This is a genomic window from Neisseria flava (assembly GCF_982712965.1).
The window spans coordinates 45353-70124 of record NZ_CEXQBZ010000114.1 but is presented as its reverse complement, the minus strand read 5'-3'; the positions used below and the strand labels follow the sequence as shown (position 1 = coordinate 70124).

Here is a 24772-nt window from a genome sequence, read left to right as displayed (position 1 = left end):
CGGCAACGCCCGTCGTGTACAGATAGTACATAAGGGCGTTGGTAACGCCGTATCGTTGCAATTTTAATCCACTATAAAAGCTCATTCATTCAATGCTGCCAATCTCGCCCGAACTTTTGCAGCCGCATCTTCCGTGCTGTTGCCGACGATAACATTTTGCTTGTCGTCGAAATACTGAACGGCAGGCAGATCACGCAGGAAGCCGTCAATATCCTGTGCGGTCAGGAAACGGCCGTGCATATCCCAGCCGACATTGAGGGCGCGTCCTTTGACGGCAGCCATGCGGTCGTGCAGGTGGCCGTAGAGGTGGTATAGGCCGTGGTGGATGCCGTCCCATTCGTATAAAGGATAGTGGCACAAAATCGCGGTATTGCCGATTTCGGGCAGTTTGAGCCGCAGGTAATGGCTAGCGGACGAGAGCAACGGATGGCCGTCGGCTTTGCGCGTGTTGAGGAAATGTGCTTCGTTTTGCCGAATCAGGTAGTCGTGGTTGCCGTAAATCAAATGGTGTTGCCCGTTAAGCCGTTGCAGCACGGCTTCGATGTGTGCGGGCTTTTTGGCAAAGCAGACATCGCCGAGGTTGTACACACAGTGTCTTGCGGGGTAACGACGCGGTTCCAGCAGTCGATCAGGTATTCGTTCAACTCGTCGGCGTTATCGCTTTGCAGGCGAAATTGCGGGCAGTATCGGGCGATGTTGGGATGGGAGAAGTGCCAGTCGGCTGTGAAATAGGTTTGAGGCATGGGATACTCGGTTTCTGGTCATCTGACAATGAAAAATAAGGTGCAGGCTGCTTTAGAGGTCGTCTGAAACGGAGTTGGGGCGATAAAAAGCAGCCTGCACTTTTTTTGCCCGCCTATCTGCCGGTCAATACCAACCGTTGGCAGAAGGCTTCCCAATCGGCAAGGGGCACAACGCGTTTGCCGTCTGCTAACCGGTGCACATCGGAAGCGCAGGCGGTGTGCCAATAGGTGTAAAACGGTAGTTTGGCGATGTCGGCTTCCGGTACGGCAGGGGCATTGTCTTGTCCTGGCGTATGCACAATCGGCAGGCCGAAATAGCTGTATTGGCCATCTGCGGCTTTGTCGCCTGTGTGGCCGGTTTGGCCGCGGTGTCTGCCGGTACGAACAAACCGTCGGCAGAATGCGTTCCAATCGTGCAGAAACACGGCGGCTTGTCCGTCTATCAGGCTTTGGGCCGAACCGATGCTGCTGTCCCGCCAAAACAGGTAGAACGGCAATTCGGCGATGTGGCGTTCCATGACGACCGGACAATCGCCCTGTCCTGCCGGCTGCATCACCGGAACGCCGAAACAGGCGGTTTCAGGCAAGGTATGTGCAGGCTGCATGAAGGCGTTTTGCAGGATAACGGCCGCTTCGGCAGGGTCGATACCCAAACAGTCGATGGCAGGCTGCAAGGTTGCAGGCAGGTCGCAAAAGCAACCTGCACCTTCCGGCAGGCAATATACCGAGTTGTGCGTATGAGCCAGCGGTGCCGCCCATAGGGTAACGGGCGAGGTGCGGATTCGGCTGCCTGCGGTAAAACGTCCCGAACCATCTTGGACGACTGTGCCGTACACCACGGCATACTCGGATTTACCGGGCGTGTGGTAGCACGTGAATGTCCAGTCGGTGAGCATGCAGGGGGATAGGGTGCTGTCGTGGGGATGTTCGGATGAGATGGGGGTGTTGGGCATGGTTCATTCCTGAAATGGCGGGGTTTAGACAGCCACAGTCATTGCGAGGTATGCAGATTGCCTGAAATTTCGCGTTACACTTCAATCGCGCTCCTGTTCCGATAACCAGTTTGGACAATTATTTTTGGAATACCTTTGGGATTAATGATCATGCAGCAGTCTTAAATTTTTGCATACATGGCCGCGTGCTTGTCTCCGGCAAGACGTGAGCGAAGCTGAGCGAATCCATATTGTTAACAAAATTAAGATTTAGTGGAGGCTGCTGCAAGCTGCGGTGCGGGCTTGAGCGGAAAGTAGTTCAGTATAATAGTGTTTGACGCGCCATTAAACTGCTGTATCTCTCTGCCCGGAAGAAGTAGATGTTGACGAAAATTGTCTTCTACTCTACCCATCAAGAAGTTTAATAGGTGTGAAGAGATTGTCTGAAAGTTGATTTTCAGACGATCTTTTGTAGAGACTACTATAGTAAAAATAATTTACCTTACATCCTATACTATAAATTACCTACGTTGACGGTTAACAGCAATAAGAGGCTTATTTAAAGTAACTTGGGTCATACCATGCATATATGCATTATATTGCCATACAATAAATTGCTGTTTATATCGCTCATTAATTTCTTCCAAACGTTGTACCTGAGCTTTTAAATTCTTAACTTGCTTTTGCAGATAATCCATTGTTACATTCGGTTCTGGGTTAGCTTTTGCTTTTTCTTTAAGTATATGTTTTTGTTTGCTAAATGCCCCTTGTATATCTGAATAATTAGCTAGGGATTGTCTTTCAATACTTTTAACATTTAATAATTCTGAAACTTTGTGGCAAAGTAATTCCCAAGTTAATTTACCTTCCCAGGTCTTAATTAACATGATAATGTCTTCTAAACGTTCTTCTGTAACAAGAATTTTGGGCATATTATAACTCCATTAGTCTATACAAATCATTGTCTAATTTAGCTGTATCTGGTTCTAGAATGTCTATATCCATTCCTTTTTCCTGTAAAGCTAATTTAACTGGGGAAGGGTCATACTCATCAGGAATTCGTAATAATGATCCATTTGGAATTTCCCGATTTTCTAAAAATGCAATTTTGGTTTTTATATGTGTTAATCTCCATCCCAAATTACTTATCCACCGATCTGCACCAAAAACACCTAATTTATGGTGCTCTCTCGCTTTATTAAATTGTTCTGTAAGTTGAATTTCTCTAAGCTTTAATATTTCTAAAGATGATTCTAATCCTTTAATACAAACGAGTTCTTTACATGTTTCACAATCCCCATGGCGAGAGCATGGCGACATTGCATAATCATGTTCACAAATGCCTATCTCCGTTATAGTTGCAATTCCAATTCTATTTTTTCCTAAGTCTTCATAGGTTACTGGAAGATTTAAATGAATTTTATCTAAAAGTGAAGCATACTCGGGAATAAGTAAATTCCGAACTGCTTCACTTTTTTCTTCTTCTGTCCTGTGATCATAAGCCTTATTATCTGCAATTCTAGCCCTCCCTGCCCAGTTCGCTAAAGTTAATTCATCCATTCCACCTCTCTCAGCTTTTGTACTTAACCAATGCCTTGCATTGTGTGATAGCAATCTAACAAACTCTCCTTTCGAAGTAGTTATACAATGCTTTTCCCATAATGATGTTTTAGGGCGTGTATCAGAATAGCAGAATCTATCATTAATAAGATTTACTGTTGGTAATATAAAAGAAAATTTTTTAGGGAGAAAATTATCATGAAATTCATTTTCTCTGAATAATAATAAGGCTTCAGAAGCTTTAACGTTTTTATTTTTATCAATATATGGCCAGTAATTGAATTTTGAGGTATATTTTTCGTATAAGTATTTCCCTAAAACATTGGGAGTTATAACACCACTATTTTCTTTCATTAACTTTTCAAACCACTTAGTTTTAATCCCATGCTTTCCATTAATTTCTAAAACCTTACCTATTTCTATTTCAGTTAAAGGTTTTTGAGGTAAATAATGGGATACTTGCATACCTTGATCTGGTGATATCATTACCGTGTTCGGATTTTCTTCCGCAAACTTTGCTGCTTTTCTTGCTAAAGCTCCTATATCTGTTAAACGTTTGACTGCTTCAATAATCACATCTTGCATGCTACTAGGAACCCATTTCAAACCCTCTTTTCCATTTTTTGCAGGTATCCATCGAATACCTAATTGCTTATTTCCTAGGCTATCTTCTTCCCATTCTAAGCAATTAACAGATAAAGACATCAACTCAGAACAACGAGATGGAGCAACCATAAGTAGAGCCATAACTGCTGTATAATACTCAGTTTCTTTATCTAAATTTGGTGCATCATGAAAGAGTTTGGCTACCAACATCATTTCTTCATCTGTTGGCATTTTACTTGAACGGTATTCTTTTCCTCTTTCATCAAGCAATATCGTTAAATCTCTAGGACGTTTATATGGGTTATTCCATAAAGACAAATTTGGAGTAATACCATTTTCACGACAAAAATCAAATAACTTCTCAAGTTGATATCCTAATTTATTGACTGATTCAGTATCTTTTTTATATTTTTTCAATACAAGGGTTTCAACTTCATTAATGACTAAATTATCGAGTTGTAATATATCGCAATTGTCTTTTACATTGTATAAAGCCATTTCAACCATACGTAATGACTCAAGATGCCGTGATAATTGACGAACTGGTTGCTGAGAGTAAACATAACGAATGTATGCTTTAGCAAAATCAATAAATGGTTCAGATAACGGCTCATATTGATAGGATGTAGATTTAACCCTATCTGTGGAAAAACGAACTTGAATGTTGTGAAGATTAAAGGTATCTCTCCATTGATTATTGTCCCAACAATCACTTCCGAAAGCTGTAAGTTTGTTTCTACAGAAAGTGATAAAATTTTCTAAACTGGATTTTGGATTCTCATGTACTTGGAAAAAAATTGTATTATTCATAATTAATGAGCCTCCATATTTTTTTTCATTTCATTACACGCTTGAACAACATATTCAACAGCCAATATAATACGATCCTTAGAAGATGCATAATCTATACTTTTAGTTCTTCTTAAACGTTCTTCTTTCTCTTTATACAGTTTATTTAATATTTGTTGATGTGGACCATCAACCAAAGGTCTAAATTTAGGACATAAATAACAAGTCTCATAACCAGTTATACAAAAATCATTCGTCCCACATGCGCCTATAGTATCTACTCCGTTATTAGTTATTAAAGATGTTGGATCAAATCCTCTCTCACTTTCATTCAAATTAGAAATAATTCTGCCAACGAATGCTTGGGCTAGTTTTCCCATTTCAGCACCCATAACGCGATCAATATATTGCACTGTATCCGCTGTATTTTCAGTATAGACTTTCACATTTTGTGTATCTGAGTGATCTAGTAGTTCTGCTATAATCGCTGCACCAACTCCTTTTCTCCCTAGGTTAGTCCCCCTTGTATGACGAAAACGTCTTGCATTAACATGAATAATTTCACCTGTTCGCTCTGAAACAGCTTTTTGATGTATACAGAATTTTCGTAATACATTTAGTTCTAATGAAGAGCTCGAGTAATGAAAAATATCTAATTCTAATAATGAAAGATCAAAATTCCTATTTTTTATATTATTCTTCAGAAAACGCCAATCAATAAACATTGGTAATTTCATTTTTTAATCTGATATAAATGTTTCATCAACTAGGCTAAGCAATTTTTTATACTGATATTCTAAAAAGTTTAAGAGAACTAAATACAAGTCCTCTGTAATAGCAATCTTTTTAAATGTTTTTCTAAATAACCCACCTCTCTTTTTAGCACTAGGTATATTTAGGAAATAATTCCATGTTCCTTGAGAAGCTTCTTTTTTCAAGTCTTCAAATTTTAAATGTCGTATTTGAATAGGTCTTCTTGCAGTAGCTTGAAGTAAGTGGATATATGTATATGTTTCAAATGAAATAAGATCTTCTTTCCAAAGTCTAGCCAGCTCTGTCATTAAAGCTAAAATTTCATTTTCAGTAAATGCTCCCGTATAAGGGCATCTCATTATTACCGATTTACCTTTATCATTTCCACTCAAAGTAAAGCTTTCTAGTAGAGATGCAACAGCTTTATCAACTCCATAATAACCATACTCGTACCACGAGAGCAAAAAACCTTTTAATGAACCTAAATACCATTCACGTTCTTTTCCTAATTTATTTTTCCAATCCAAGATTATTGGCACGCTAATATTTTCTAATCTAGTTGAAATTACTAATCGTTGGAACTGTTGGTACATGTGAGATACGTGATAACTTGAATATTTTTCGGCATATATTGCTAATGTCTTTCTAAACCCTTCTAATGTTTTTTTATTAATTCCTAATATGTGTTTAGAAAAATTAATCTTTATTTCTTTGCTTATATGCCAAGAATTTTCGTTTTCATCAAATACATATCCATCTCTAGATTGTCTAATAATTTTATTATGATTCATAATCATCAACCTTTTTTTGAAACTCAATTTGAAGTTCTAATAATATCTTGTTAGCTTTTTCTCTAATATAACGTTGATTATAGAAATTACCTGATTTTTCTGACGTATGCCCCATGAGATGCTGTCTTATTTTTGCCTCTTTTTCAGGGGAGATAAAATCTTTATGGGAAGAATCATGATTTAAATTTTTATTATTCTTATCTACTTTTCGTGAAAAATATAAGTTCCATTCATGACGAAAAATATGCGGATGAATAATAGAGAATCTTGGATCTACCTTTTTCATCGTTGGTACAATAACGTTGTCAAAAGAACTTGTACTAATTGGACTCCCTTGAGTTTTTCCTTTTCGATGAGTTACAAACAAATATGGATGTGTATTCGCATTGGGAACTTTAGAACGATAATTCATAATATAATCATTAAGTAGTTGAGCTATCTTTTGTGATATTGGCAAGCGCCTTTCTTTAGTTTTACTAACTGCCTGAATTTTTCTTGTGTCAAATTTATCATCATGCGTTCGCTTTATTGTAACCGATGGTTTAGCAGTCCCTATATCGATAAATGGTATTTGAAGTGATAATAGTTCTCCTCTTCTAATTCCTAATTCTTTCAGTAAAATAAACATTAAATGGTTTCTTTTTCTTATTCCGATATCTTGAAACGGATTATTAGGGTTTGAAAAGTTCGCAATAGACATAAACTCATCTAACAATCCATCGGGTAACTCACTTTCTGGTTTGATAGATAATGCTTTATGATTCTTAGGTCTTACTCCTTTAATTAGCGTAAGTAATTTTGTTAATTTTTTGATATATTCGTTAGATACACTTATTACTTTAGATAGAAATAATATGTATTCTGAAAGTGTTGTTAGCCTATTATATTGGTGACTAAGGGATACAGACGAGTAAATATCAATAAATTGAGTTCGACCTTTCATTGACACACTTTTTTTTGTACTAATTACATTTTTTTGCTTTTTTACATTTAGTCTCATATGTTGAATAAGAGATTCTAATTGATTTTCTGTTAAGAGTATCTCTTTATGAATTAGATCACTAATAACAAGATTATTCTCTTTTTCCCAGTTCATTAGCCATTGTATGGTTCCTAGTTTATTTCTAATGGTATTTACTGCGGATTGATTACGTAGTTCTACTGTTACCCATAGGGTTGAATAAAAATCAGGTATACCAGTTTTCTCATTAACTAACAGGGAAAAGCGTTCTCCATTTGAAAACAGGATTGTTTCTAGTCTATACATATCTACTAAATTTACAGAGTTAATATATATAAATACTAACAAAGAAGATAACAAAAGTCAAAATATGTGTAAAAAAAGAGAAACCTTGCTATATAAGGTTTCTCTGGGTTTTGATGATTTATTTTTTACAAAATTCAAGTATACAGAATTCAAAAGGGAATATCGTCGTCGATGTCTTCAACTGGAGCAGCCGGTGCGGCGGGAGCTTGGCGGCGGGGGGCTGCGGGAGGCTCTTGGTTTTGCGGGGCGGCTTGGTATTGTTGTTGCGGCGCTTGTTGTTGGTAGCCGCCTTGGTTGTAACCGCCGTCGTCGTAAGGTGCGCCGCCGCTGTTGTCGTTGCGGCCGCCGAGCATTTTCATTTCGTTGGCGATGATGTCATATGCGGTACGTTCGATGCCGTCTTTGCCTTGGTATTTACGGCTTTGGATGCGGCCTTCCAGATACACTTGGCTGCCTTTTTTCAGGTATTGTCCGGCGATTTCGGCGAGGCGGCGGTACATGGTGATGTTGTGCCATTCGGTACGCTCTACGCGTTGACCGTTGCGGTCGTTCCAAGTTTCGCTGGTGGCGACGCTGAAATTGCAGACGGCTTCGCCGTTGGGCATGTAGCGGACTTCGGGGTCGCGACCGAGACGGCCGATAAGGATGACTTTGTTTAATGACATTTTTTAAACTCCTGTGATGATGTTTTCGGCGGCCTCTTGGTCAAATCCTTTTTGCAACGCCTTGATGTAAATGGTTTGTTTGTCTGCGCTGAAGGTAATGCTTTCGACGCCTTCGACTTGGGACAATGCTTGGTAGAGCGAATCGTGTTTTTCCTGCCATGCGGGGCTGACGGGATAGCTGAGGTTTTTGACGGGTTTGGGCGCGGGCGCGAGTACGGCGATGACCAGCCATAGCAGCATCAACGCGCTGCAAAAGGTGAAAACGCCTGCAAAGCCATATTGTTGGAACAGCCATCCGCCGCTTGCTCCGCCCACAAACAGCCCGACGGACTGCATGGTATTGTAAACGCCCATTGCCGTGCCTTTCAAATCGGATGGCGCAATCTTAGACACCATGGACGGCAGGCTGGCTTCCAATACGTTGAAGCCGATAAAGTAAACAATCAGATAGGCGGTAATCAGCCAAATCGAGTGCATGCCGAACAATAAGCCGATTTGCGCCGCTGCAATGCAGGCGATGCCGAGAATAAAGACTTGTTTGAGCTTGTTGCGGGTTTCGCCGATGATGATGAGGGGAATCATAATCACCAGCCCTGTAATGGTCGAGGGCAGATAGACTTTCCAATGCTGGATTTTTTCCAAACCGAGCTGCGTCATGGCAAACGGCAGGGCGGTGAACAACGCCATTTGTGCGGCGTGCAGCGCGAAAATGCCGAAATCTAGGTTGAGAAGCTGGCGGTCGCGGAGGACTTCGCCCATACGAGAGGGCTGCGCCTGTGTGTCTTCATGCAGCTTGGATACTTCGGGATCGGGGGTCATCCAAGCGACAACGCCTATGCTGATGACGGTCAGGATACCGGTCAGCATAAATAATCCGGGAACGCCGATAATGTCGGCAATCATCGGCGCAACCACCAGGCTGACGGAAAAGGTCAAACCTATGCTCAAGCCTATCATCGCCATTGCGCGGGTACGCACACCGTCTCGAGTCAAGTCGGCAAGCAGCGCGGTAACTGCGGCGCTGACTGCGCCTGCCCCTTGAATGGCGCGCGCGGCAACCAGCATGGGCAATGAGTTCGCGGCGGCGGCAAGAAAACTACCGGCGGCAAAGACAATCAGTCCGACATAAATGGTTTTTTTGCGTCCGAACTTATCGGAAGCGATGCCCAAAGGCAGTTGCAGCAAGGCCTGCGTCAGTCCGTAGATGCCCATTGCCAGACCGACCAAGGTTTTGTTGTTTTCTGCGCCGGGCAATGAGGCGGCATATAAGGACAAAACAGGAAGAACCAAGAACATCCCCAACATACGCAGTGCGTAAACGCCGGAGAGGGTGGTGCTGGCACGCCATTCGTGCGGGAACATTTGGATGCGGTTGTCTTTTGCCATAAACGGTTTTTCAGACGACCCTGTAGGATTCAGAGGTCGTCTGAAATTTTGAAATTGATAGATGTGCGGATTATACAGGATTCAAAAGGGTTTGCATTTGCACAGACCGCAGCCGTTTATAAACCGCGATTCAACCCCACTGCCAACGGTTGCGCCACGCGCCTAAGACGGCGTTGGGGTATTTGTTGCTGCCCAAGCTGCCGTTGAAGCGCGCCAAAGCGCGGACGATGTTGCCTTTTTCGATATTGTTGTAGTGGCGCAGGATGGTGCAGCCGTAGCGCAGGTTGGTGCGGATGTCGAACAGGTTGTGCGAAGGTTTGCCGATATAGTTTTTCCAAAACGGCATGACCTGCATCAGCCCGCGCGCGCCGACGCCGCTGATGGCGTATTGGCGGAACGCGCTCTCGACTTCGATCAAACCCAAAATCACTTGGGTATTCAAGCCCGCACGGCTGCTTTCGTATTGGATGTTGACCAGCAGACGGCGGCGTTCGGCGGCATCGGGAACGTAGCGGGCAAGGCGGGAGGACATTGCCGCCAGCCAGCGTTCGCCTTCGTTCGGATCGGCGAACACGAGACGCGGCGGGTTGACATTGTTGATAGAGCTGCGCATGACCGAAGCGACATCGTCGGCAAGCGTTTCTTCACGTTGCGCACCGGCGAGTGCGGCGGTAGGGCTGAGCAGCAATGCGCCACCTGCCAGTAAAAAGCGGCGGCGGGACGGGGATTCGGGTGTGAGGATCAGATTTTCCGTTTTCATGTGTTCTGTCATTCGTTTAGTCGGTTTAAAGGTCGTCTGAAAAACCTATTTTCGTTTTCAGACGACCTTTTGACGTTTGCAAAACGGATATTATAAGAATATCTCTGTGCAGAATCAAAGGCAGCGTGCATCATTTATAAATGTATAAATGGATTGACTTGAAGCAGAATTGCGGCGGTTTAAAGTTGATTTGCGATATTGTCAATCAACGGCGGGACAGAGTAACATTAGACCTTCGTTTATCCACCGGTATTTTTTCATGACCACTACGCCTACCAACGTCCTGGCATCCGTCGATTTAGGTTCCAACAGCTTCCGCCTCCAAGTTTGCGAAAACAACAACGGACAACTAAAAGTCATTGATTCCTTCAAACAAATGGTGCGCTTTGCCGCCGGTTTGGACGAACATAAAAACCTCAGCGAAGAATCCCAAGAACGCGCCTTGGACTGTTTGGCAAAATTCGGCGAACGGCTGCGCGGGTTCAGACCCGAACAAGTGCGCGTCGTGGCGACCAATACCTTCCGCGTAGCAAAAAATATCGCCCAATTCCTACCTAAAGCCGAAGCCGCACTGGGCTTCCCCATCGAAATCATTGCCGGCCGTGAAGAAGCCCGTCTTATTTACACCGGCGTCGTTCACACCCTTCCGCCCAACGGCGACAAAATGCTCGTCATCGACATCGGCGGCGGCTCAACCGAATTTGTTATCGGCTCCGACCTGCACCCGCTCGCAACCGAGAGTCTGCCCTTAGGCTGCGTCACGTACAGCCTGCGTTTCTTCCAAAACAAAATCACCGCCAAAGATTTCCAAGCCGCCATCTCCGCCGCACGCAACGAAATCCAGCGCATCAGCAAAATGATGAAGCGCACAGGCTGGGATTTCGCCATCGGCACATCCGGCACCGCCAAATCCATCCGCGACCTCATCGCCGCCGAGTTTCCACAAGAAGCCGATATCACCTACAAAGGCATGCGCCATCTTGCCGACCGCATCATTGAAGCCGGTTCCGTCAAAAAAGCCAAATTCGAAAGCCTCAAACCCGAACGCGTGGAAGTGTTCGCTGGCGGACTGGCGGTCATGATGGCAGCGTTTGAAGAGCTCGAACTCACTAAAATGACCGTTACCGAAGCCGCCTTGCGCGACGGCGTGTTCTACGACCTGATCGGACGCGGTTTGAACGAAGACATGCGTGATCAGACGACCGCCGAGTTCCAAAACCGCTACCACGTCAGCCTCAACCAAGCCAAACGCGTCGCCGAAACCGCGCAAGCCTTTATGGACAGCCTGTGCCACGCCAAAAACGTAACCGTCCAAGACCTTGCCCAATGGCAACAATACCTCGGCTGGGCAGGCAGACTGCACGAAATCGGACTCGACATCGCCCACACCGGCTACCACAAACACTCCGCCTACATCCTCGAAAACGCCGATATGCCCGGATTCTCCCGTAAAGAGCAAACCATACTCGCGCAACTGGTCATCGGACACCGCGGCGACATGAAAAAAATGGCGGACATCGTCGGCAGCAGCGAAATGCTTTGGTACGCCGTCCTCTCCCTGCGCCTCGCCGCACTCTTCTGCCGCGCCCGCCTGCCTTTGGATTTGCCGCCGCAAACCCAACTGCGCGCCGACGAAACCGGCAAAGGCTTCATCCTGCGCATCAGCCAAAACTGGCTCGAACAACACCCCCTAATCGCCGCCGCGCTCGACTACGAAAGCGCGCAATGGCAGAAAATCGATATGCCTTTCAACGTGCAGCCTCAATAGGATTGAAAATGGCAAAAAGGTCGTCTGAAAATCCGTTTCAGCATTCTCTATGAACGTTGAAACAGGTTTTCAGACGACCTTTTGTGTATTTAGTATTCGGGCATTTACAAGGCCTGCTGTTCGGCAAGCCTTGACTCATCTGCGGGTCGTTATGAACTTTCGCCCAAAATCATCGAGCCTATGCCCGCATCGGTGAAAATTTCCAGTAAAAGCGCGTTGGGCAGGCGGCCGTCGATGATATGTGTCGCTTTAACGCCGTTGCTTGCCGCTTCGACGGCAGAGCTGATTTTGGGCAACATACCGCCGTAGAGCGTGCCGTCTGCGATTAATTCGTTGATACGGCTTGGCGTAAGGTTGGTCAAGAGGTTGCCTTCTTTGTCCATCACGCCGGCGATATTGGTCATCAACATCAGTTTTTCCGCGTTTAACTCTTCCGCCAGTTTGCCTGCGACCAAGTCGGCGTTGATGTTAAACGCTTCGCCTTTTTCGCCGACACCGATGGGGGCGACAACAGGGATACAGCCGCGTTCAATCAAGCCTTCAATCAGGCGTACGTCTATGCTTTCGACCGTGCCGACCTGTCCGATGTCCACACCTGCCTGCTCGGGCGTATCGACCAGCAGTTTTTTCGCTTTGATGAAGTGGTTGTCGCGTCCGGTGACACCGACCGCGCGTCCGCCGTGTAAATTAATCAGCGAGACGATTTCTTTGTTGACATGACCGCCCAACACCATTTCTACGATGTCCATCGTTTCGCCGTCGGTCACGCGCATGCCTTGTACGAATTCGCCTTTTTTACCGATTTTTTCCAACATTTCATTAATTTGCGGTCCGCCGCCGTGGACGATGACGGGGTGGATGCCCACCAATTTGAGCAAGACGACATCGCGGGCGAAGCCTTCTTTCAAAGCAGGCTCGGTCATGGCGTTGCCGCCGTATTTGATGACGATGACGGAGCCGGAAAAATGGCGGATATACGGCAGGGCTTCGGCTAAAATGCGCGCTTTGTCGGCTGCGGAAATGGAGTGGGATTCGCTCATAATCGTGCCTCATTATTAACAATTTAATCATTATAGCGGATTCGCTTGGAATCGGTACAAATCGGCTCCGCTAGTTTCTTCGGCTTTGCCGTCTTGCCATGATTTAAAGCCAAACTGCCTTATCTTAACGTCAAAGGTCGTCTGAAACAACATTCCGCAACCCTTATCGGTTGAGGATGCGCCCATCGGAATGGTAGAATCAACGGATTCGGGCATATCGGTTTGCCGTCGCCGACGGATACGGTATCGCCCAAACATTTTCTCAAACAACGGTTATCCGGTTTGCCCGATATACCGAGGACTCTCCCATGATTAAAATCAGCACTCAATTTGATGCCGGCTCCGTCGTCGTCAAAGACCTGACCAACCCCGCCAATATCCGCCTCGAGCTGCGTCCGGACAACGCTTCCGATTTCGCCCAATGGTTTTATTTCCGCCTGCAAGGTGCGGCGTATCAAAATTGCGTAATGCACTTTGAAAACGCGGCGGATTCGGCCTATCCCGAAGGCTGGGAAGGTTATCAGGCGTGCGCCTCTTACGACCGGCAAAATTGGTTCCGCGTCCCGACCGAATACGAAAACGGCGTGTTGACCATCAACCATACGCCCTTGTCCAACAGCGTTTACTACGCCTATTTCGAACCCTATTCCCACGAGCAGCATTTAAACCTCTTGGGTGACGCGCAAGGCAGCGGGCTTTGCCGCATCGACGACTTGGGCAGCACCGTGCAAGGCCGTGATATCAATCTGCTGACCATCGGCAACCAAGTCGAAAGCGACATGAAAATTTGGATTATCGCGCGCCAGCATCCGGGCGAAACGATGGCGGAATGGTTTATAGAAGGTCTGCTCGGCCGCCTGCTCGACCCGCAAGACCCGACCGCGCGCATCCTGCTCGACCGCGCCACTTTCTACATCGTGCCGAACATGAACCCCGACGGCTCGGTCTTGGGCAACCTGCGCACCAATGCCGCCGGCGCGAACCTCAACCGCGAATGGGAAACCCCGACTTTGGAAAAAAGCCCGGAAGTATTCCTCGTGCGCGAAAAAATGCTGGAAACCGGCGTGGATTTGTTCTTGGACATTCATGGCGACGAAGCCTTGCCGTTTGTCTTTGTCGCCGGTACGGAAGGCGTGCCGAACTACAATCCGCGCATCGCCGCGCTGGAAACGCAGTTCAAAGCCGCCCTGCTCTCCGCCAGCCCCGACTTCCAAGACGAATACGGCTATGAAAAAGACGCACCCGGTCAGGCAAACATGACGCTCGCGACCAACTGGGTGGGCAACCATTTCGACTGCCTCGCCTATACGCTGGAAATGCCGTTTAAAGACAACGCCAACCTGCCCGACGACGACTTCGGCTGGAACGGTCAACGCTCCCTGCGCTTGGGCGAAGCCATGTTGTCGGCTGTCTTGAACGTTGTCGATGATTTACGATAATTATTTCTCCCCATCACACAAAAGGTCGTCTGAAAATTCAAATCGGGATTTTCAGACGACCTTTGTCGGGCTAAAAACACATAAACCGCCCTTCCAATAAGGAACACACATCATGATGATACATCCGCAGTTTGACCCCATTGCAATCAGTATCGGACCAGTCGCCATCCGCTGGTATGCCCTCAGCTATATCGTCGGTTTTATGCTTTTCCTATGGCTGGGACGCCGCCGCATCAAGCAAGGCAACACCGCCTTTACCCAAGAAATGCTCGACGACTTCCTGACTTGGGGCGTTGTAGGCGTCATACTCGGCGGACGACTCGGCTATATCCTGTTTTACAAATTCTCATACTACCTCGAACATCCGCTTGACATGATCAAAGTCTGGGAAGGCGGCATGTCGTTCCACGGCGGCTTCTTGGGCGTCGTCATCGCCATGTGGCTGTTCAGCCGCAAACACAAAATCAGTACCTTGAAAACCATGGATTTTGTTGCGCCGCTCGTTCCGCTGGGCTTGGCTTCCGGTCGTATCGGCAACTTCATCAACGGCGAACTCTGGGGCCGTATTACCGACATCAACGCCTTTTGGGCAATGGGCTTCCCGCAAGCACGCGCAGAAGACCTCAATGCCGCCGTGCGCAACCCGCTTTGGGCAGAATGGATGCAGCAATACCACATGCTGCCGCGCCACCCTTCGCAACTCTACCAATTCGCGCTGGAAGGCATCTGCCTCTTCATCGTCGTATGGATTTTCTCCAAAAAACCGCGTCCGACCGGACAAGTCGCCTCCCTCTTCCTCGGCGGCTACGGCTTCTTCCGCTTCATCGCCGAATACGCCCGCCAGCCCGACGACTATCTCGGCCTGCTCACCTTGGGCTTGTCGATGGGACAATGGTTGAGCGTTCCGATGATTGTTTTGGGTGCGATCGGTTTTGTCTGGTTCGGTAAGAAAAACCGCCTGAACTGATGCCCAAAGGCCGTCTGAAAACCCAAGCGGGACGCGATATAGTGGATTAACTTTAAACCAGTACGGCGTTGCCTCGCCTTGCCGTACTATTTGTACTGTCTGCGGCTTCGTCGCCTTGTCCTGATTTAAAGTTAATCCACTATAACAAGCGTCCCGTCATCATATCAGCCGCACATCAACCATCCTAACCCGGCACGATTTGCGATTCATCAAACCGAATCGCAAAAAATCTTAAATCCGACTTGGTTTATCCGCCGCCCGATGGTATCTTGGCACACCTTTCCACCCTTTTTTAAAGAGAGCCTAAAATGTCAGAAGAAAACAAAATCAAAGTCAACGACCTGCCCGAAGACAAAAAAGAACAATCTGAAGAAGTCGAGCTGCCCGTAGTCAACAACGAAGAAAAACGCGGCGGCCACAGCGAAGGCGGCTGCTGCGGCGCATGCGGCGGTTGATTCCGTTTTGAAAAACAAAGGTCGTCTGAAAACCATGTTCCAGGTTTTCAGACGACCTTTTTATTGCACGAGGGATGATGACAATAAAGGGGTTCCCATCCAAACTCGTCATACTTTCGAACAAGGATTACGAGCGTGCGAGTAAATGTTTGCTCATTTGAGGGCCATTGTTGTCTTCAAATTTAATCAGGCTTGCTTTGACATGATAACCCAATACTTTCGCAATAATTCCGCTCATGGACTTTCTCAGTATGCGGTTGTAGCGTTCTGCGGAACGGTTGTAAGCACGGCGCGCGGAAACAACGTCGTTTTCAGCCGCATCCAGCATTTCAAGCTGGCTTTTCAACCCTTCGTCGGGTCGTTGTTTTAAGTTTTTTTCCAAAGCTTCTTGCAAGCTTCGGAGCAATTTGTTTAATTCTGCTTCCGCATTGCACAGGCGGGAGAGCGATTCCGGCGAAAAAGATTTGGATGCCTGGCTCAATACCGCTTCTGCATCGCCACAGGCGGACAACAAACCTTTATCCATATCGCCACCTTCGCGCCCCAAGTAGATTTTTGACGCATCTAAAACATGTCTGACTGCCTGGTGCCTACACGCCAAAGCGATACGCAATGCAACGAAAGATTCTTGGTAATCTTTTTTACAACGGCTGAGCTTTTGTTTGAAATTAATCAGCAGAAAGCCCAATATCACGGCGATGAAAATAAGACTAATGATTCCCATAATGCTCATCCTTGATTATTTATTGAAGTAATGTGTTGAGTATTTTGCAGATTTTTCGCGAACGAAAACCAATCCGCAGAGTTGATTTAGTTTGATGGTATTATAGCCCAAATAGATTTTTTTGCCCATAAGTCATAAAAAAGGCCGTCCGAATTTTGCTTCAGACGACCTTTTTCATACACCTTATATCTTCATTTCAATAAATTACTTCCCTTCACATCAATCACCCACACTTCCGACTGCGAACCCAAGCGCAGCGGAATCCCCCAGAAACCGTAGCCGGACGTAACAAAAAAGTGTCTTCCGCCGATTTCCTCGTAGCCGTAGGCAAGACGGTATAAAGTACGCACAATCAGGTTTGCCGGCGCGATTTGACCGTTGTGGACATGGCCGGAAACTTGAACGTCAATAGGCAGCGTGGCGTGCGCCTCGACTTCGGTCGGGCGGTGGTCCATTAGTAAAACAGGCTGGTCGGTATTGTGGTTTTCCAGCAACTGCGCGACAGACGGACGGTCGTGATCCAAATCATCATTGCGGCCGACGAGCAGGAACGCATCGTGTTGCAACACTTGATTGCCGAGTACGGTAATGCCTGCCGCTTCGAGGTCATGACGGATGCGCGCGCTGTCGCCGAACATATCGTGATTGCCCAAAGTCGCGTAAACGCCCAGCGGCGCTTTCAGACGACCTAGATGCGGCTGCATATTCTCTTTGCGGTAGGCATCGACGTTGTCGTCCATCAAATCGCCCGGCAACAGGATTAAATCGACTTTTTCGCGGTTCATGATGTCGACAAGCTTATCCAGTTGCCGCGCGCCGAACAAAATCCCCAAGTGCAGGTCGCTTGCCACGCCGATGCGCAGCGGTTTGTCCATTTTCTTATCAATCACGATGGTCTGATGACGGACGACGGGCGTATAGGCGTTGTACAGCCCAAAGCCGATCAAGCCGAACACAAACAGAGGCGCAAACAGCCGCAGGCTGCGCGACAGCGACCGGCTTGCCACGAATTTGCGCAACAGCAGAAACAGGAGAAACGTCGCCAGTGCCGCATACATCACAAACAGCAGCAACACCATCCAAAACGCCATCATGCGGAACATAAAATGTCCCAACTCCAACAAAAGCCCCGCCAGCAAGCCGTTGGTCACGAAATACGACACGCCCATCAGCCAACGCCTGCCCGCCTTCCCGACCACCGGCGCGAACAGCCATTGCAACGAACGCCCCAGCCCGAACGTGAAAAGTTGGAGCAATACAATCATAATCAGAAACATCGTGCCAAACATAAAGCGAACCTGTTGAAAATCAAAACACAAACGGCGGATTCTATCATAATCCCCCTTTCAGACGAGGTCGTCTGAAAACCTTAAGTGCTATAATACCGCCTGAAAAACTCCATAAAATCCGAAAGGAAACGCAATGAACCACCCCCAAACCGCCATCATTCCCGACCACGCCCAAGCTGGCATATTTATCGAAGCCGACATTCGCGACGGACGCTACGACGACATCAAAACCACCTGCCGAAGCTCGCTTGAAGCCTTGGAGAAACTCAAAACCCGCTTTCCCGAAGATATTTTAGGCATGACCATCGCCTTCGGCAGCGACGCATGGAAAGCGTTCGGACACGCGGAAGAAGGCAGCGAAATCAAGCCTTTTCCCGTCATGGGCAACGGCCTTGCCCCTTCGACCCAACACGATATTTACATCCACATCCAAGCCTACCGCCAAAACGCCGCCTACGCGCTCGCCCAATCCGTCTTTGCCGCGTTCGGCGACAGCATCAGCATCGCCACCGAAGAACACGGTCTGCGCCTGTATGAAGACCGCGGACTGGACGGCTTTGTCGATGGCACTGAAAATCCGCAAGGCGATGAAAACGTCCGCGATGTCGCCATTATCCCCGAAGGCCGACCCGATGCCGGTGGCAGCTACGTCCTGCTGCAAAAATACCTGCACGACCTGAAAAAATGGGATGCCGTACCTGTTGCCGAACAAGAAGCCAGCGTCGGCCGCAGCAAAGAAGCCAACGAAGAATTCAGCAAAGACGTTCGCCTGCCTGATTCGCACTTAGGCCGCGTCAACCTGAAGGAAAACGGCGTGGGTCTGAAAATCGTCCGCCGCAGTCTGCCCTTCGGCAAAATCAGCGGCGAACACGGCCTGATGTTCACTGCCTACTGCCACACCCTGCACAACATCGAAGTACAGCTTTTGCACATGTTCGGCGATGCCGACGGCAAAACCGACCTTCTGCTCAAGCATCTTTCTACTGCTGTATCAGGCGCATATTACTACGCCCCTTCGGTCGAGCGTTTGCAAAATTTATAAAACCGCGTTGCCGATGTGAAATATCGAAACCCTAAGACGAAAGGTCGTCTGAAAACCCGTAATCAGGTTTTCAGACGACCTTTTTTCATTACTTTATCTCAAACTGCGCTCAAATCAGGCAAACACCAGCTTGCCGCCCTCTTCTTTCACATGAATCGTGCTTTCGGGCGCGTATTTGCCTTCGAGCAGTGCTTTTGCCAGCGGGTTTTCGATTTCCGACTGGATAGCGCGTTTGAGCGGACGTGCGCCGTACACGGGGTCGAAACCGGCTTTGGCAATCAAATCCAAGGCGGCATCGTCCACTTTCAGGTGCAGGTGCTGCGCTTCTAGGCGTTTTTCCAAGCCTTTGAGCTGGATTTTCGCAATGTTGCGGATATTCTCCTGATCCAGTCCGTGGAACACGACCACTTCGTCGATACGGTTGATCATTTCTGGGCGGAAGTAGGCTTTCACTTCTTCCATCACCGCTTCTTTCACGGCTTCGTAATCCTGCGTACCCATTTGTTGGATGTGCTGGCTGCCGATGTTGGAAGTCATGACGATGACGGTATTTTTGAAGTCCACGGTGCGGCCTTGTCCGTCAGTCAGGCGGCCGTCATCCAATACTTGCAAGAGGATGTTGAACACGTCGGGATGGGCTTTTTCCACTTCGTCCAAAAGAATCACGCTGTACGGTTTGCGGCGCACTTGTTCAGTCAGGTAGCCGCCCTCTTCGTAGCCGACATAACCGGGAGGCGCGCCGATCAGGCGGGCAACAGCGTGTTTTTCCATGTATTCGGACATGTCGATACGGATGAGGTGGTCTTCGCTGTCGAACAGGAAGCCTGCCAGGGCTTTGCACAACTCGGTTTTGCCCACGCCGGTCGGGCCTAGGAACAGGAAGCTGCCGTAAGGCTTGTTCGGATCGGCAAGGCCTGAGCGGCTGCGGCGGATGGCGTCGGACACGGCACGCACGGCTTCGTCTTGACCGACCACGCGGCGGTGCAATACTTCTTCCATTTTCAACAATTTATCGCGTTCGCCTTCCATCATTTTGGATACGGGAATGCCGGTCATGCGCGATACGATTTCAGCCACTTCGTCTGCGCCGACTTCGGTACGGAAAAGTTTGTTTTGTTTTTTGCCGTCGGGGTTGCTTTCCGCCGCCTGCAACTGCGCACCCAATTTCGGCAACTCGCCGTATTCGAGTTCGGACGCGCGGGCGAAGTCGCCTTGGCGTTTGGCCTGCTCGATTTTGACTTTGATGTCGTCCATCTGTTTCTTGATGTCGGCGGTGCTGGAAGACGCGGCTTTTTCGGCTTTCCAGATTTCGTCCAAATCGGCGTATTCTTTTTGCAGACCGTCGATTTCCTCGTCTATCAGTTCCAAACGTTTTTTGCTGGCGTCGTCGCTTTCTTTGGCAACGTGCATTTTTTCCATTTTGAGCTGGATGATGCGGCGGTCGAGTTTGTCCATCTGCTCGGGTTTGCTGTCCAGCTCCATTTTGATGCGGCTGGCGGCTTCGTCAATCAAATCAATCGCTTTATCGGGCAGGAAGCGGTCGGTAATGTAGCGGTCGCTCAACTCTGCGGCGGCAACAATGGCGGGGTCGGTAATGTCGATGCCGTGATGGATTTCATAGCGTTCCTGCAAACCGCGCAGGATGGCAATGGTGTCTTCCACGCTAGGTTCACCGACCAATACTTTTTGGAAACGGCGTTCGAGTGCCGCGTCTTTTTCGATGTATTGGCGGTATTCGTCCAAGGTGGTCGCGCCGATGCAATGCAGTTCACCGCGTGCCAAAGCCGGTTTCAACATATTGCCCGCGTCCATCGCGCCGTCGGTTTTGCCCGCGCCGACCAAAGTATGAATTTCGTCGATGAAAATCAGGGTGTTGCCATCGTCTTTCGCCAAGTCGTTCAACACGCCTTTCAAGCGTTCTTCAAATTCGCCGCGGTATTTCGCGCCGGCAATCAATGCCGCCAAATCCAAAACTAACAAGCGTTTGTTGCGCAGGGATTCAGGCACTTCGCCATTGACGATGCGTTGCGCCAAACCTTCGACAATGGCGGTTTTACCCACACCCGGCTCACCGATCAGCACGGGGTTGTTTTTAGTGCGGCGTTGCAATACCTGAATCGCGCGGCGGATTTCGTCATCGCGGCCGATAACGGGGTCAAGTTTGCCGTCGCGGGCGCGCTGGGTCAGGTCGAGCGTGTATTTTTTCAGCGCATCGCGTTGGTCTTCGGCATTAGCGTCGTTCACGTTTTGTCCTCCTCGTACCGCGTCAATCGCGGCATTGATGTTTTGTTCGGTCGCACCGGCTTCTTTCAGGATTTTGCCGGTCGCATCGTTCTGCTGCACCAAGGCAAGCAGGAAAAGTTCGCTGGCGATATAGGCATCGCCGCGTTTGGTTGCCGCTTTGTCCATCAGGTTCAACACTGCCTGCAATTCGCGGCTGGGCAGAATATCGCCGCCCTGACCGGACACTTTCGGCAGGCTGTTTAAATGCTGCTGCAAACGCTGCTTCACCTGCGGCACATTCACGCCCGCATGAGCCAAGAGCGCGGCGGCTCCGCTGTTTTGGTCGTCAAGCAGGGCTTTCAGCACGAAGCCTGCTTCCAGATAGCTGCTGTCCGCAGCCAACGCCAAACTCTGAGCTTCTGCAAGGGCTTGTTGGAATTTGGCGGTTAATTTGTCGAATCTCATCTTTAGGTTTCCTTTCTTCTGAAACGAATATCTTTCTAATAAACGCTATATAGTGCCGCCTGTGGATAACTCAAGAGAAAATTTACCAAAATATTAAAAAATATAGTATCAATCTGTTTTTAAAATAGATTAAATCAGAAAAAGCTGTGAATAAGTCGATATGCCCACTATAAAAAGGTCGTCTGAAAACTCGTTGGGAATCAGGTATAATCAATCCCTATTTCATTTCAGACGACCTTGAGCCATTAAGGATATCCCCATGAGCAAGAAACGCGTCCTCACAGGCGTAACCACCACCGGCATCCCGCATCTGGGCAACTACGTCGGCGCCATCCGCCCCGCCGTCCGCGCGGCGCAAAACCCCGATACCGAATCCTTCCTCTTCCTCGCCGACTACCACGGCATCATCAAATGCCACGAGCCGGAGATGATTCACCAATCCACCCAAGCCGTTGCCGCCACTTGGCTTGCCTGCGGACTCGACCCCGAACGCACCACCTTCTACCGCCAAAGCGACATTCCCGAAGTGATGGAATTGAACTGGATTCTGACCTGCATCACCGCCAAAGGTCTGATGAACCGCGCCCACGCCTATAAAGCCGCCGTGCAGGCAAATGTTGAAAACAATCAGGAAGACCCCGATCACGGTGTAGAAATGGGTCTGTACAGCTACCCCATCCTGATGACCGCCGACATCCTCATGTTCAACGCCAACGAAGTGCCCGTCGGCCGCGACCAAATCCAACACGTCGAAATGGCGCGCGACATCGCCGGCCGCTTCAACCACCGCTTCAAAGAAGTCTTCACCCTGCCCGAAGTGAAAATCGACGAAAACGTCGAACTCTTGGTCGGCTTGGACGGACGCAAAATGTCCAAATCCTACGGCAACACCATTCCGCTTTGGGAAAACGACAAGAAAACCCAAAAATCGGTCAACAAAATCATCACCAACATGAAAGAGCCGGGCGAGCCGAAACAACCCGACGAAAGCCCCTTGTTTGAAATCTACAAAGCCTTCTCCACGCCGTCTGAAACCGCAGCGTTCACGCAAATGCTTGCCGAAGGCTTGGCATGGGGCGAAGCCAAAAAACTCTTGGCCGCCAAAATCAACGCCGAGCTGGCAGAACCGCGCGAACGCTACAACGAGCTGACCGCCAATCCTTCGCAAATCGAAGACATCCTGCAGGCAGGTGCCACCAAAGCGCGCAAAGAAGCGCGCGAACTGCTGAACCAAGTACGCGACGCCGTCGGCATCCGCCCATTGAAGTAAATCTCAAAAGGTCGTCTGAAAAAGCAGTCTGCTTATAGTGGATTAAATTTAAATCAGGACAAGGCGACGAAGCCGCAGACAGTACAGATAGTATGGCAAGGCAAGGCAACGCCGTACTGGTTTAAAGTTAATCCACTATATATTTCAGACGACCTTTTCCTGTTTAGAACAAGGAATATCCGATGAAAGCCTTTCCAATTCTCTTATCCGCCCTTTTGCTCGCAGCCTGCGGCAAATCCGAAGCCCCTGCCGAGCCTGCACAAAATGCCGCCGAAGCCGCGCCAAAGCCCGTATTTAAAGTCAAATACATCGACGACAACGCCATCGCAGGCTTAGACTTAGGACAAAGCAGCGAAGGCAAAACCAACGACAACAAAAAACAAATCAGCTATCCGATTAACGGCTTGTCCGAACAAAACGTCATCCGGCTGATCGGCAACCACCCCAACGATTTGGAAGTCATCAGCGGCAAATGTATGGAAACCGGCGACAAAGGCGAGCCTTTGGGCTGGACTGAAAACGGCAAATGCCATGCCTTATTTGCCAAACTGGTCGGCAACATCGCCGAAGATAGCGGCAAACTGACCGGCTACCTCCTCTCTCATGCCGCCCTGCAACCGTATCAGGCGGGTAAAAGCGGTTATGCCGCCGTTCAAAACGGCCGCTATATCCTTGAAGTGGACAGCGAAGGAATGTTCTTCTTCCGCCGCCGCCATTATTGACCGAGCGAGTACCGTCCATGTCCGTCCACGCCTTAATCCGCGCCCGGCCTAAAGCCGAATTGCATGTCCATATCGAAGGCACGTTCGAGCCGGAATTGATGTTCGCCATCGCCGAACGCAACGGCGTTTCCATTCCCTATGCGGATGTGGACGCCGTGCACCGCGCTTACGATTTTCACAACCTCCAGTCCTTCCTTGATATTTACTACGCAGCAGCGGCGGTCTTGCTCCACGAACAGGATTTCTACGACCTGACCACCGCTTATTTCGCCCACTGCCGCGAGGACAACGTCGTCCACACTGAAATCTTCTTCGACCCGCAAACCCATACTGCGCGCGGCGTAGCGTTTGAAACCGTCATCAACGGCATTACCCGCGCCCGCCTGGAAACGCAGGAAAAATGGGGTATTTCCAGCAGGCTGATTATGTGTTTCCTGCGGCATTTGAGCGAAGAATCCGCGTTTGAAACGCTTGCCCAAGCGCAGCCTTTCAGACGACATATCGACGGCATCGGACTGGATTCGGGCGAACTCGGCAACCCACCTTCAAAATTCGAGCGCGTCTTCGCCCAAGCCTGCGCACAAGGCTTTCCCGCTGTCGCCTATGCCGGCGAAGAAGGCCCGCCCGAATACGTTTGGGAAGCGTTGGATTTACTGAAAGTCGTCCGCATCGACCACGGCGTACGCTCCGAAGAAGACGAAACCCTTATGCAACTTCTGATTGCCGAACAAATGCCCCTGACCGTCTGTCCATTGAGCAACCTCAAACTCAAAGTCGTCAGCGACCTGTCCCGACACAACCTGCGTCGTATGCTTGAGCGTGGCGTATTGGTTACCGTCAATTCAGACGACCCCGCCTATTTCGGCGGCTACCTCAACCAAAATTTCATCGAACTTGCCGATGCATTGGGTTTGAATGAAGCAGACATCCGCACATTGTGCAAAAACTCGTTCAAAGCCTCGTTTTTAAGTAAGGAAGAAAAAGCAAAACGGTACGCCGAAATCGACAACGTCCATGTTTAAACACGAAGCTGACCTGAAAAAGCAATCCGGCCGGCTTTTTTCTCGGTTAAAATGCGAACCGTATAAACATCGAACTTCTTTTCAGACGACCCTT

Annotated in this window: 22 protein-coding genes and 2 pseudogenes; 8 read left to right on the top strand and 16 right to left on the bottom strand. The window is 48.4% G+C overall.

The window, feature by feature from the left end; all coding sequences use genetic code 11:
- Positions 1-81 precede the first annotated feature (81 nt).
- The 10 genes and pseudogenes from AC5M9B_RS07160 to AC5M9B_RS07115 all read right to left on the bottom strand — a co-directional run bounded on the left by AC5M9B_RS07160 (position 82) and on the right by AC5M9B_RS07115 (position 10252).
- Positions 82-743 (bottom strand): annotated as a pseudogene (locus tag AC5M9B_RS07160) (phosphoesterase).
- 113 nt (positions 744-856) lie between these two features.
- Positions 857-1639: a hypothetical protein gene (locus AC5M9B_RS07155; RefSeq protein WP_029609556.1), complete on the bottom strand. Its 783-nt coding sequence runs from the start codon at positions 1637-1639 to the stop codon at positions 857-859.
- Between the two features lie 557 nt (positions 1640-2196).
- Positions 2197-2607 (bottom strand): hypothetical protein, encoded by a 411-nt coding sequence (locus tag AC5M9B_RS07150; protein WP_003756631.1) that lies wholly within the window; start codon positions 2605-2607, stop codon positions 2197-2199.
- Between the two features lies 1 nt (position 2608).
- Entirely contained in the window at positions 2609-4651 is a 2043-nt protein-coding gene (locus tag AC5M9B_RS07145; RefSeq protein WP_070495264.1) for an integrase, read from the bottom strand.
- A gap of 2 nt (positions 4652-4653) precedes the next feature.
- Positions 4654-5355 (bottom strand): tyrosine-type recombinase/integrase, encoded by a 702-nt coding sequence (locus AC5M9B_RS07140; protein ID WP_487648435.1) that lies wholly within the window; start codon positions 5353-5355, stop codon positions 4654-4656.
- 15 nt (positions 5356-5370) lie between these two features.
- Positions 5371-6174: an integrase gene (locus AC5M9B_RS07135; RefSeq protein ID WP_487648434.1), complete on the bottom strand. Its 804-nt coding sequence runs from the start codon at positions 6172-6174 to the stop codon at positions 5371-5373.
- Positions 6164-7441 (bottom strand): site-specific integrase, encoded by a 1278-nt coding sequence (locus AC5M9B_RS07130; protein ID WP_070656719.1) that lies wholly within the window; start codon positions 7439-7441, stop codon positions 6164-6166. Before AC5M9B_RS07130 ends, AC5M9B_RS07135 begins: the two co-directional genes overlap by 11 nt.
- 149 nt (positions 7442-7590) lie before the next feature.
- Positions 7591-8106, bottom strand: coding sequence for a single-stranded DNA-binding protein (locus AC5M9B_RS07125; RefSeq protein ID WP_070656718.1), 516 nt, complete (start codon positions 8104-8106; stop codon positions 7591-7593).
- Between the two features lie 3 nt (positions 8107-8109).
- On the bottom strand, positions 8110-9492 hold the full coding sequence (locus tag AC5M9B_RS07120; protein ID WP_070656717.1) for an MFS transporter: 1383 nt from the start codon (positions 9490-9492) through the stop codon (positions 8110-8112).
- A 130-nt stretch (positions 9493-9622) separates the two neighbouring features.
- Positions 9623-10252 carry a lytic transglycosylase domain-containing protein gene (locus AC5M9B_RS07115; protein ID WP_039855687.1) on the bottom strand — a complete coding sequence of 210 codons (630 nt, stop codon included), beginning with the start codon at positions 10250-10252 and terminating at the stop codon, positions 9623-9625.
- 259 nt (positions 10253-10511) lie between these two features.
- Between AC5M9B_RS07115 and ppx the strand changes: the two genes are divergently transcribed.
- The gene (gene ppx, locus AC5M9B_RS07110) at positions 10512-12020 is read left to right on the top strand and encodes an exopolyphosphatase (protein WP_070656716.1); all 1509 of its coding nucleotides are present in this window, start codon (positions 10512-10514) and stop codon (positions 12018-12020) included.
- A 149-nt stretch (positions 12021-12169) separates the two neighbouring features.
- Here ppx and argB read toward each other — a convergent pair whose 3' ends face one another.
- Both argB and AC5M9B_RS07100 read right to left on the bottom strand, forming a co-directional pair.
- Complete coding sequence (gene argB / locus AC5M9B_RS07105) at positions 12170-13060, bottom strand: acetylglutamate kinase (protein ID WP_487648433.1); 891 nt, start codon at positions 13058-13060, stop codon at positions 12170-12172.
- A gap of 30 nt (positions 13061-13090) precedes the next feature.
- The gene (locus AC5M9B_RS07100) at positions 13091-13276 is read right to left on the bottom strand and encodes a pseudouridine synthase (protein ID WP_070656714.1); all 186 of its coding nucleotides are present in this window, start codon (positions 13274-13276) and stop codon (positions 13091-13093) included.
- 92 nt (positions 13277-13368) lie between these two features.
- Here AC5M9B_RS07100 and AC5M9B_RS07095 point away from each other — a divergent pair, with 92 nt between their 5' ends.
- Together AC5M9B_RS07095 and lgt are read left to right on the top strand one after the other, a co-directional pair.
- A complete protein-coding gene (locus AC5M9B_RS07095; RefSeq protein WP_070656713.1) occupies positions 13369-14499 on the top strand; it encodes a M14 family metallopeptidase in 1131 nt (376 codons plus the stop codon).
- Between the two features lie 112 nt (positions 14500-14611).
- On the top strand, positions 14612-15466 hold the full coding sequence (gene lgt, locus AC5M9B_RS07090) for a prolipoprotein diacylglyceryl transferase (RefSeq protein ID WP_070656712.1): 855 nt from the start codon (positions 14612-14614) through the stop codon (positions 15464-15466).
- Positions 15467-15484: 18 nt separating this feature from the next.
- Here lgt and AC5M9B_RS07085 read toward each other — a convergent pair.
- A pseudogene (locus AC5M9B_RS07085) lies at positions 15485-15610 on the bottom strand (IS5/IS1182 family transposase); the annotation flags it as partial.
- Between the two features lie 164 nt (positions 15611-15774).
- On the opposite strand from AC5M9B_RS07085, the gene AC5M9B_RS07080 reads away from it, so the two are divergent.
- The gene (locus AC5M9B_RS07080; protein WP_003767024.1) at positions 15775-15921 is read left to right on the top strand and encodes a hypothetical protein; all 147 of its coding nucleotides are present in this window, start codon (positions 15775-15777) and stop codon (positions 15919-15921) included.
- Between the two features lie 127 nt (positions 15922-16048).
- On the opposite strand, the gene AC5M9B_RS07075 is transcribed toward AC5M9B_RS07080, so the two are convergent.
- Both AC5M9B_RS07075 and AC5M9B_RS07070 read right to left on the bottom strand, forming a co-directional pair.
- Positions 16049-16645: a LemA family protein gene (locus AC5M9B_RS07075; RefSeq protein WP_019269977.1), complete on the bottom strand. Its 597-nt coding sequence runs from the start codon at positions 16643-16645 to the stop codon at positions 16049-16051.
- A 191-nt stretch (positions 16646-16836) separates the two neighbouring features.
- Complete coding sequence (locus tag AC5M9B_RS07070; protein WP_070656710.1) at positions 16837-17934, bottom strand: metallophosphoesterase; 1098 nt, start codon at positions 17932-17934, stop codon at positions 16837-16839.
- Between the two features lie 133 nt (positions 17935-18067).
- Between AC5M9B_RS07070 and AC5M9B_RS07065 the strand changes: the two genes are divergently transcribed.
- Positions 18068-18976: a Dyp-type peroxidase gene (locus AC5M9B_RS07065; protein ID WP_070656709.1), complete on the top strand. Its 909-nt coding sequence runs from the start codon at positions 18068-18070 to the stop codon at positions 18974-18976.
- Between the two features lie 114 nt (positions 18977-19090).
- On the opposite strand, the gene clpB is transcribed toward AC5M9B_RS07065, so the two are convergent.
- Entirely contained in the window at positions 19091-21664 is a 2574-nt protein-coding gene (clpB, locus tag AC5M9B_RS07060) for an ATP-dependent chaperone ClpB (RefSeq protein ID WP_070656708.1), read from the bottom strand.
- A 259-nt stretch (positions 21665-21923) separates the two neighbouring features.
- On the opposite strand from clpB, the gene trpS reads away from it, so the two are divergent.
- The 3 genes from trpS to AC5M9B_RS07045 all read left to right on the top strand — a co-directional run bounded on the left by trpS (position 21924) and on the right by AC5M9B_RS07045 (position 24678).
- Positions 21924-22934, top strand: a complete 1011-nt coding sequence (gene trpS, locus AC5M9B_RS07055) for a tryptophan--tRNA ligase (protein ID WP_070539253.1) — start codon at positions 21924-21926, stop codon at positions 22932-22934.
- Between the two features lie 182 nt (positions 22935-23116).
- A complete protein-coding gene (locus AC5M9B_RS07050; RefSeq protein ID WP_070656707.1) occupies positions 23117-23656 on the top strand; it encodes a hypothetical protein in 540 nt (179 codons plus the stop codon).
- A 17-nt stretch (positions 23657-23673) separates the two neighbouring features.
- Positions 23674-24678: an adenosine deaminase gene (locus AC5M9B_RS07045; RefSeq protein ID WP_070656706.1), complete on the top strand. Its 1005-nt coding sequence runs from the start codon at positions 23674-23676 to the stop codon at positions 24676-24678.
- Positions 24679-24772 lie beyond the last annotated feature (94 nt).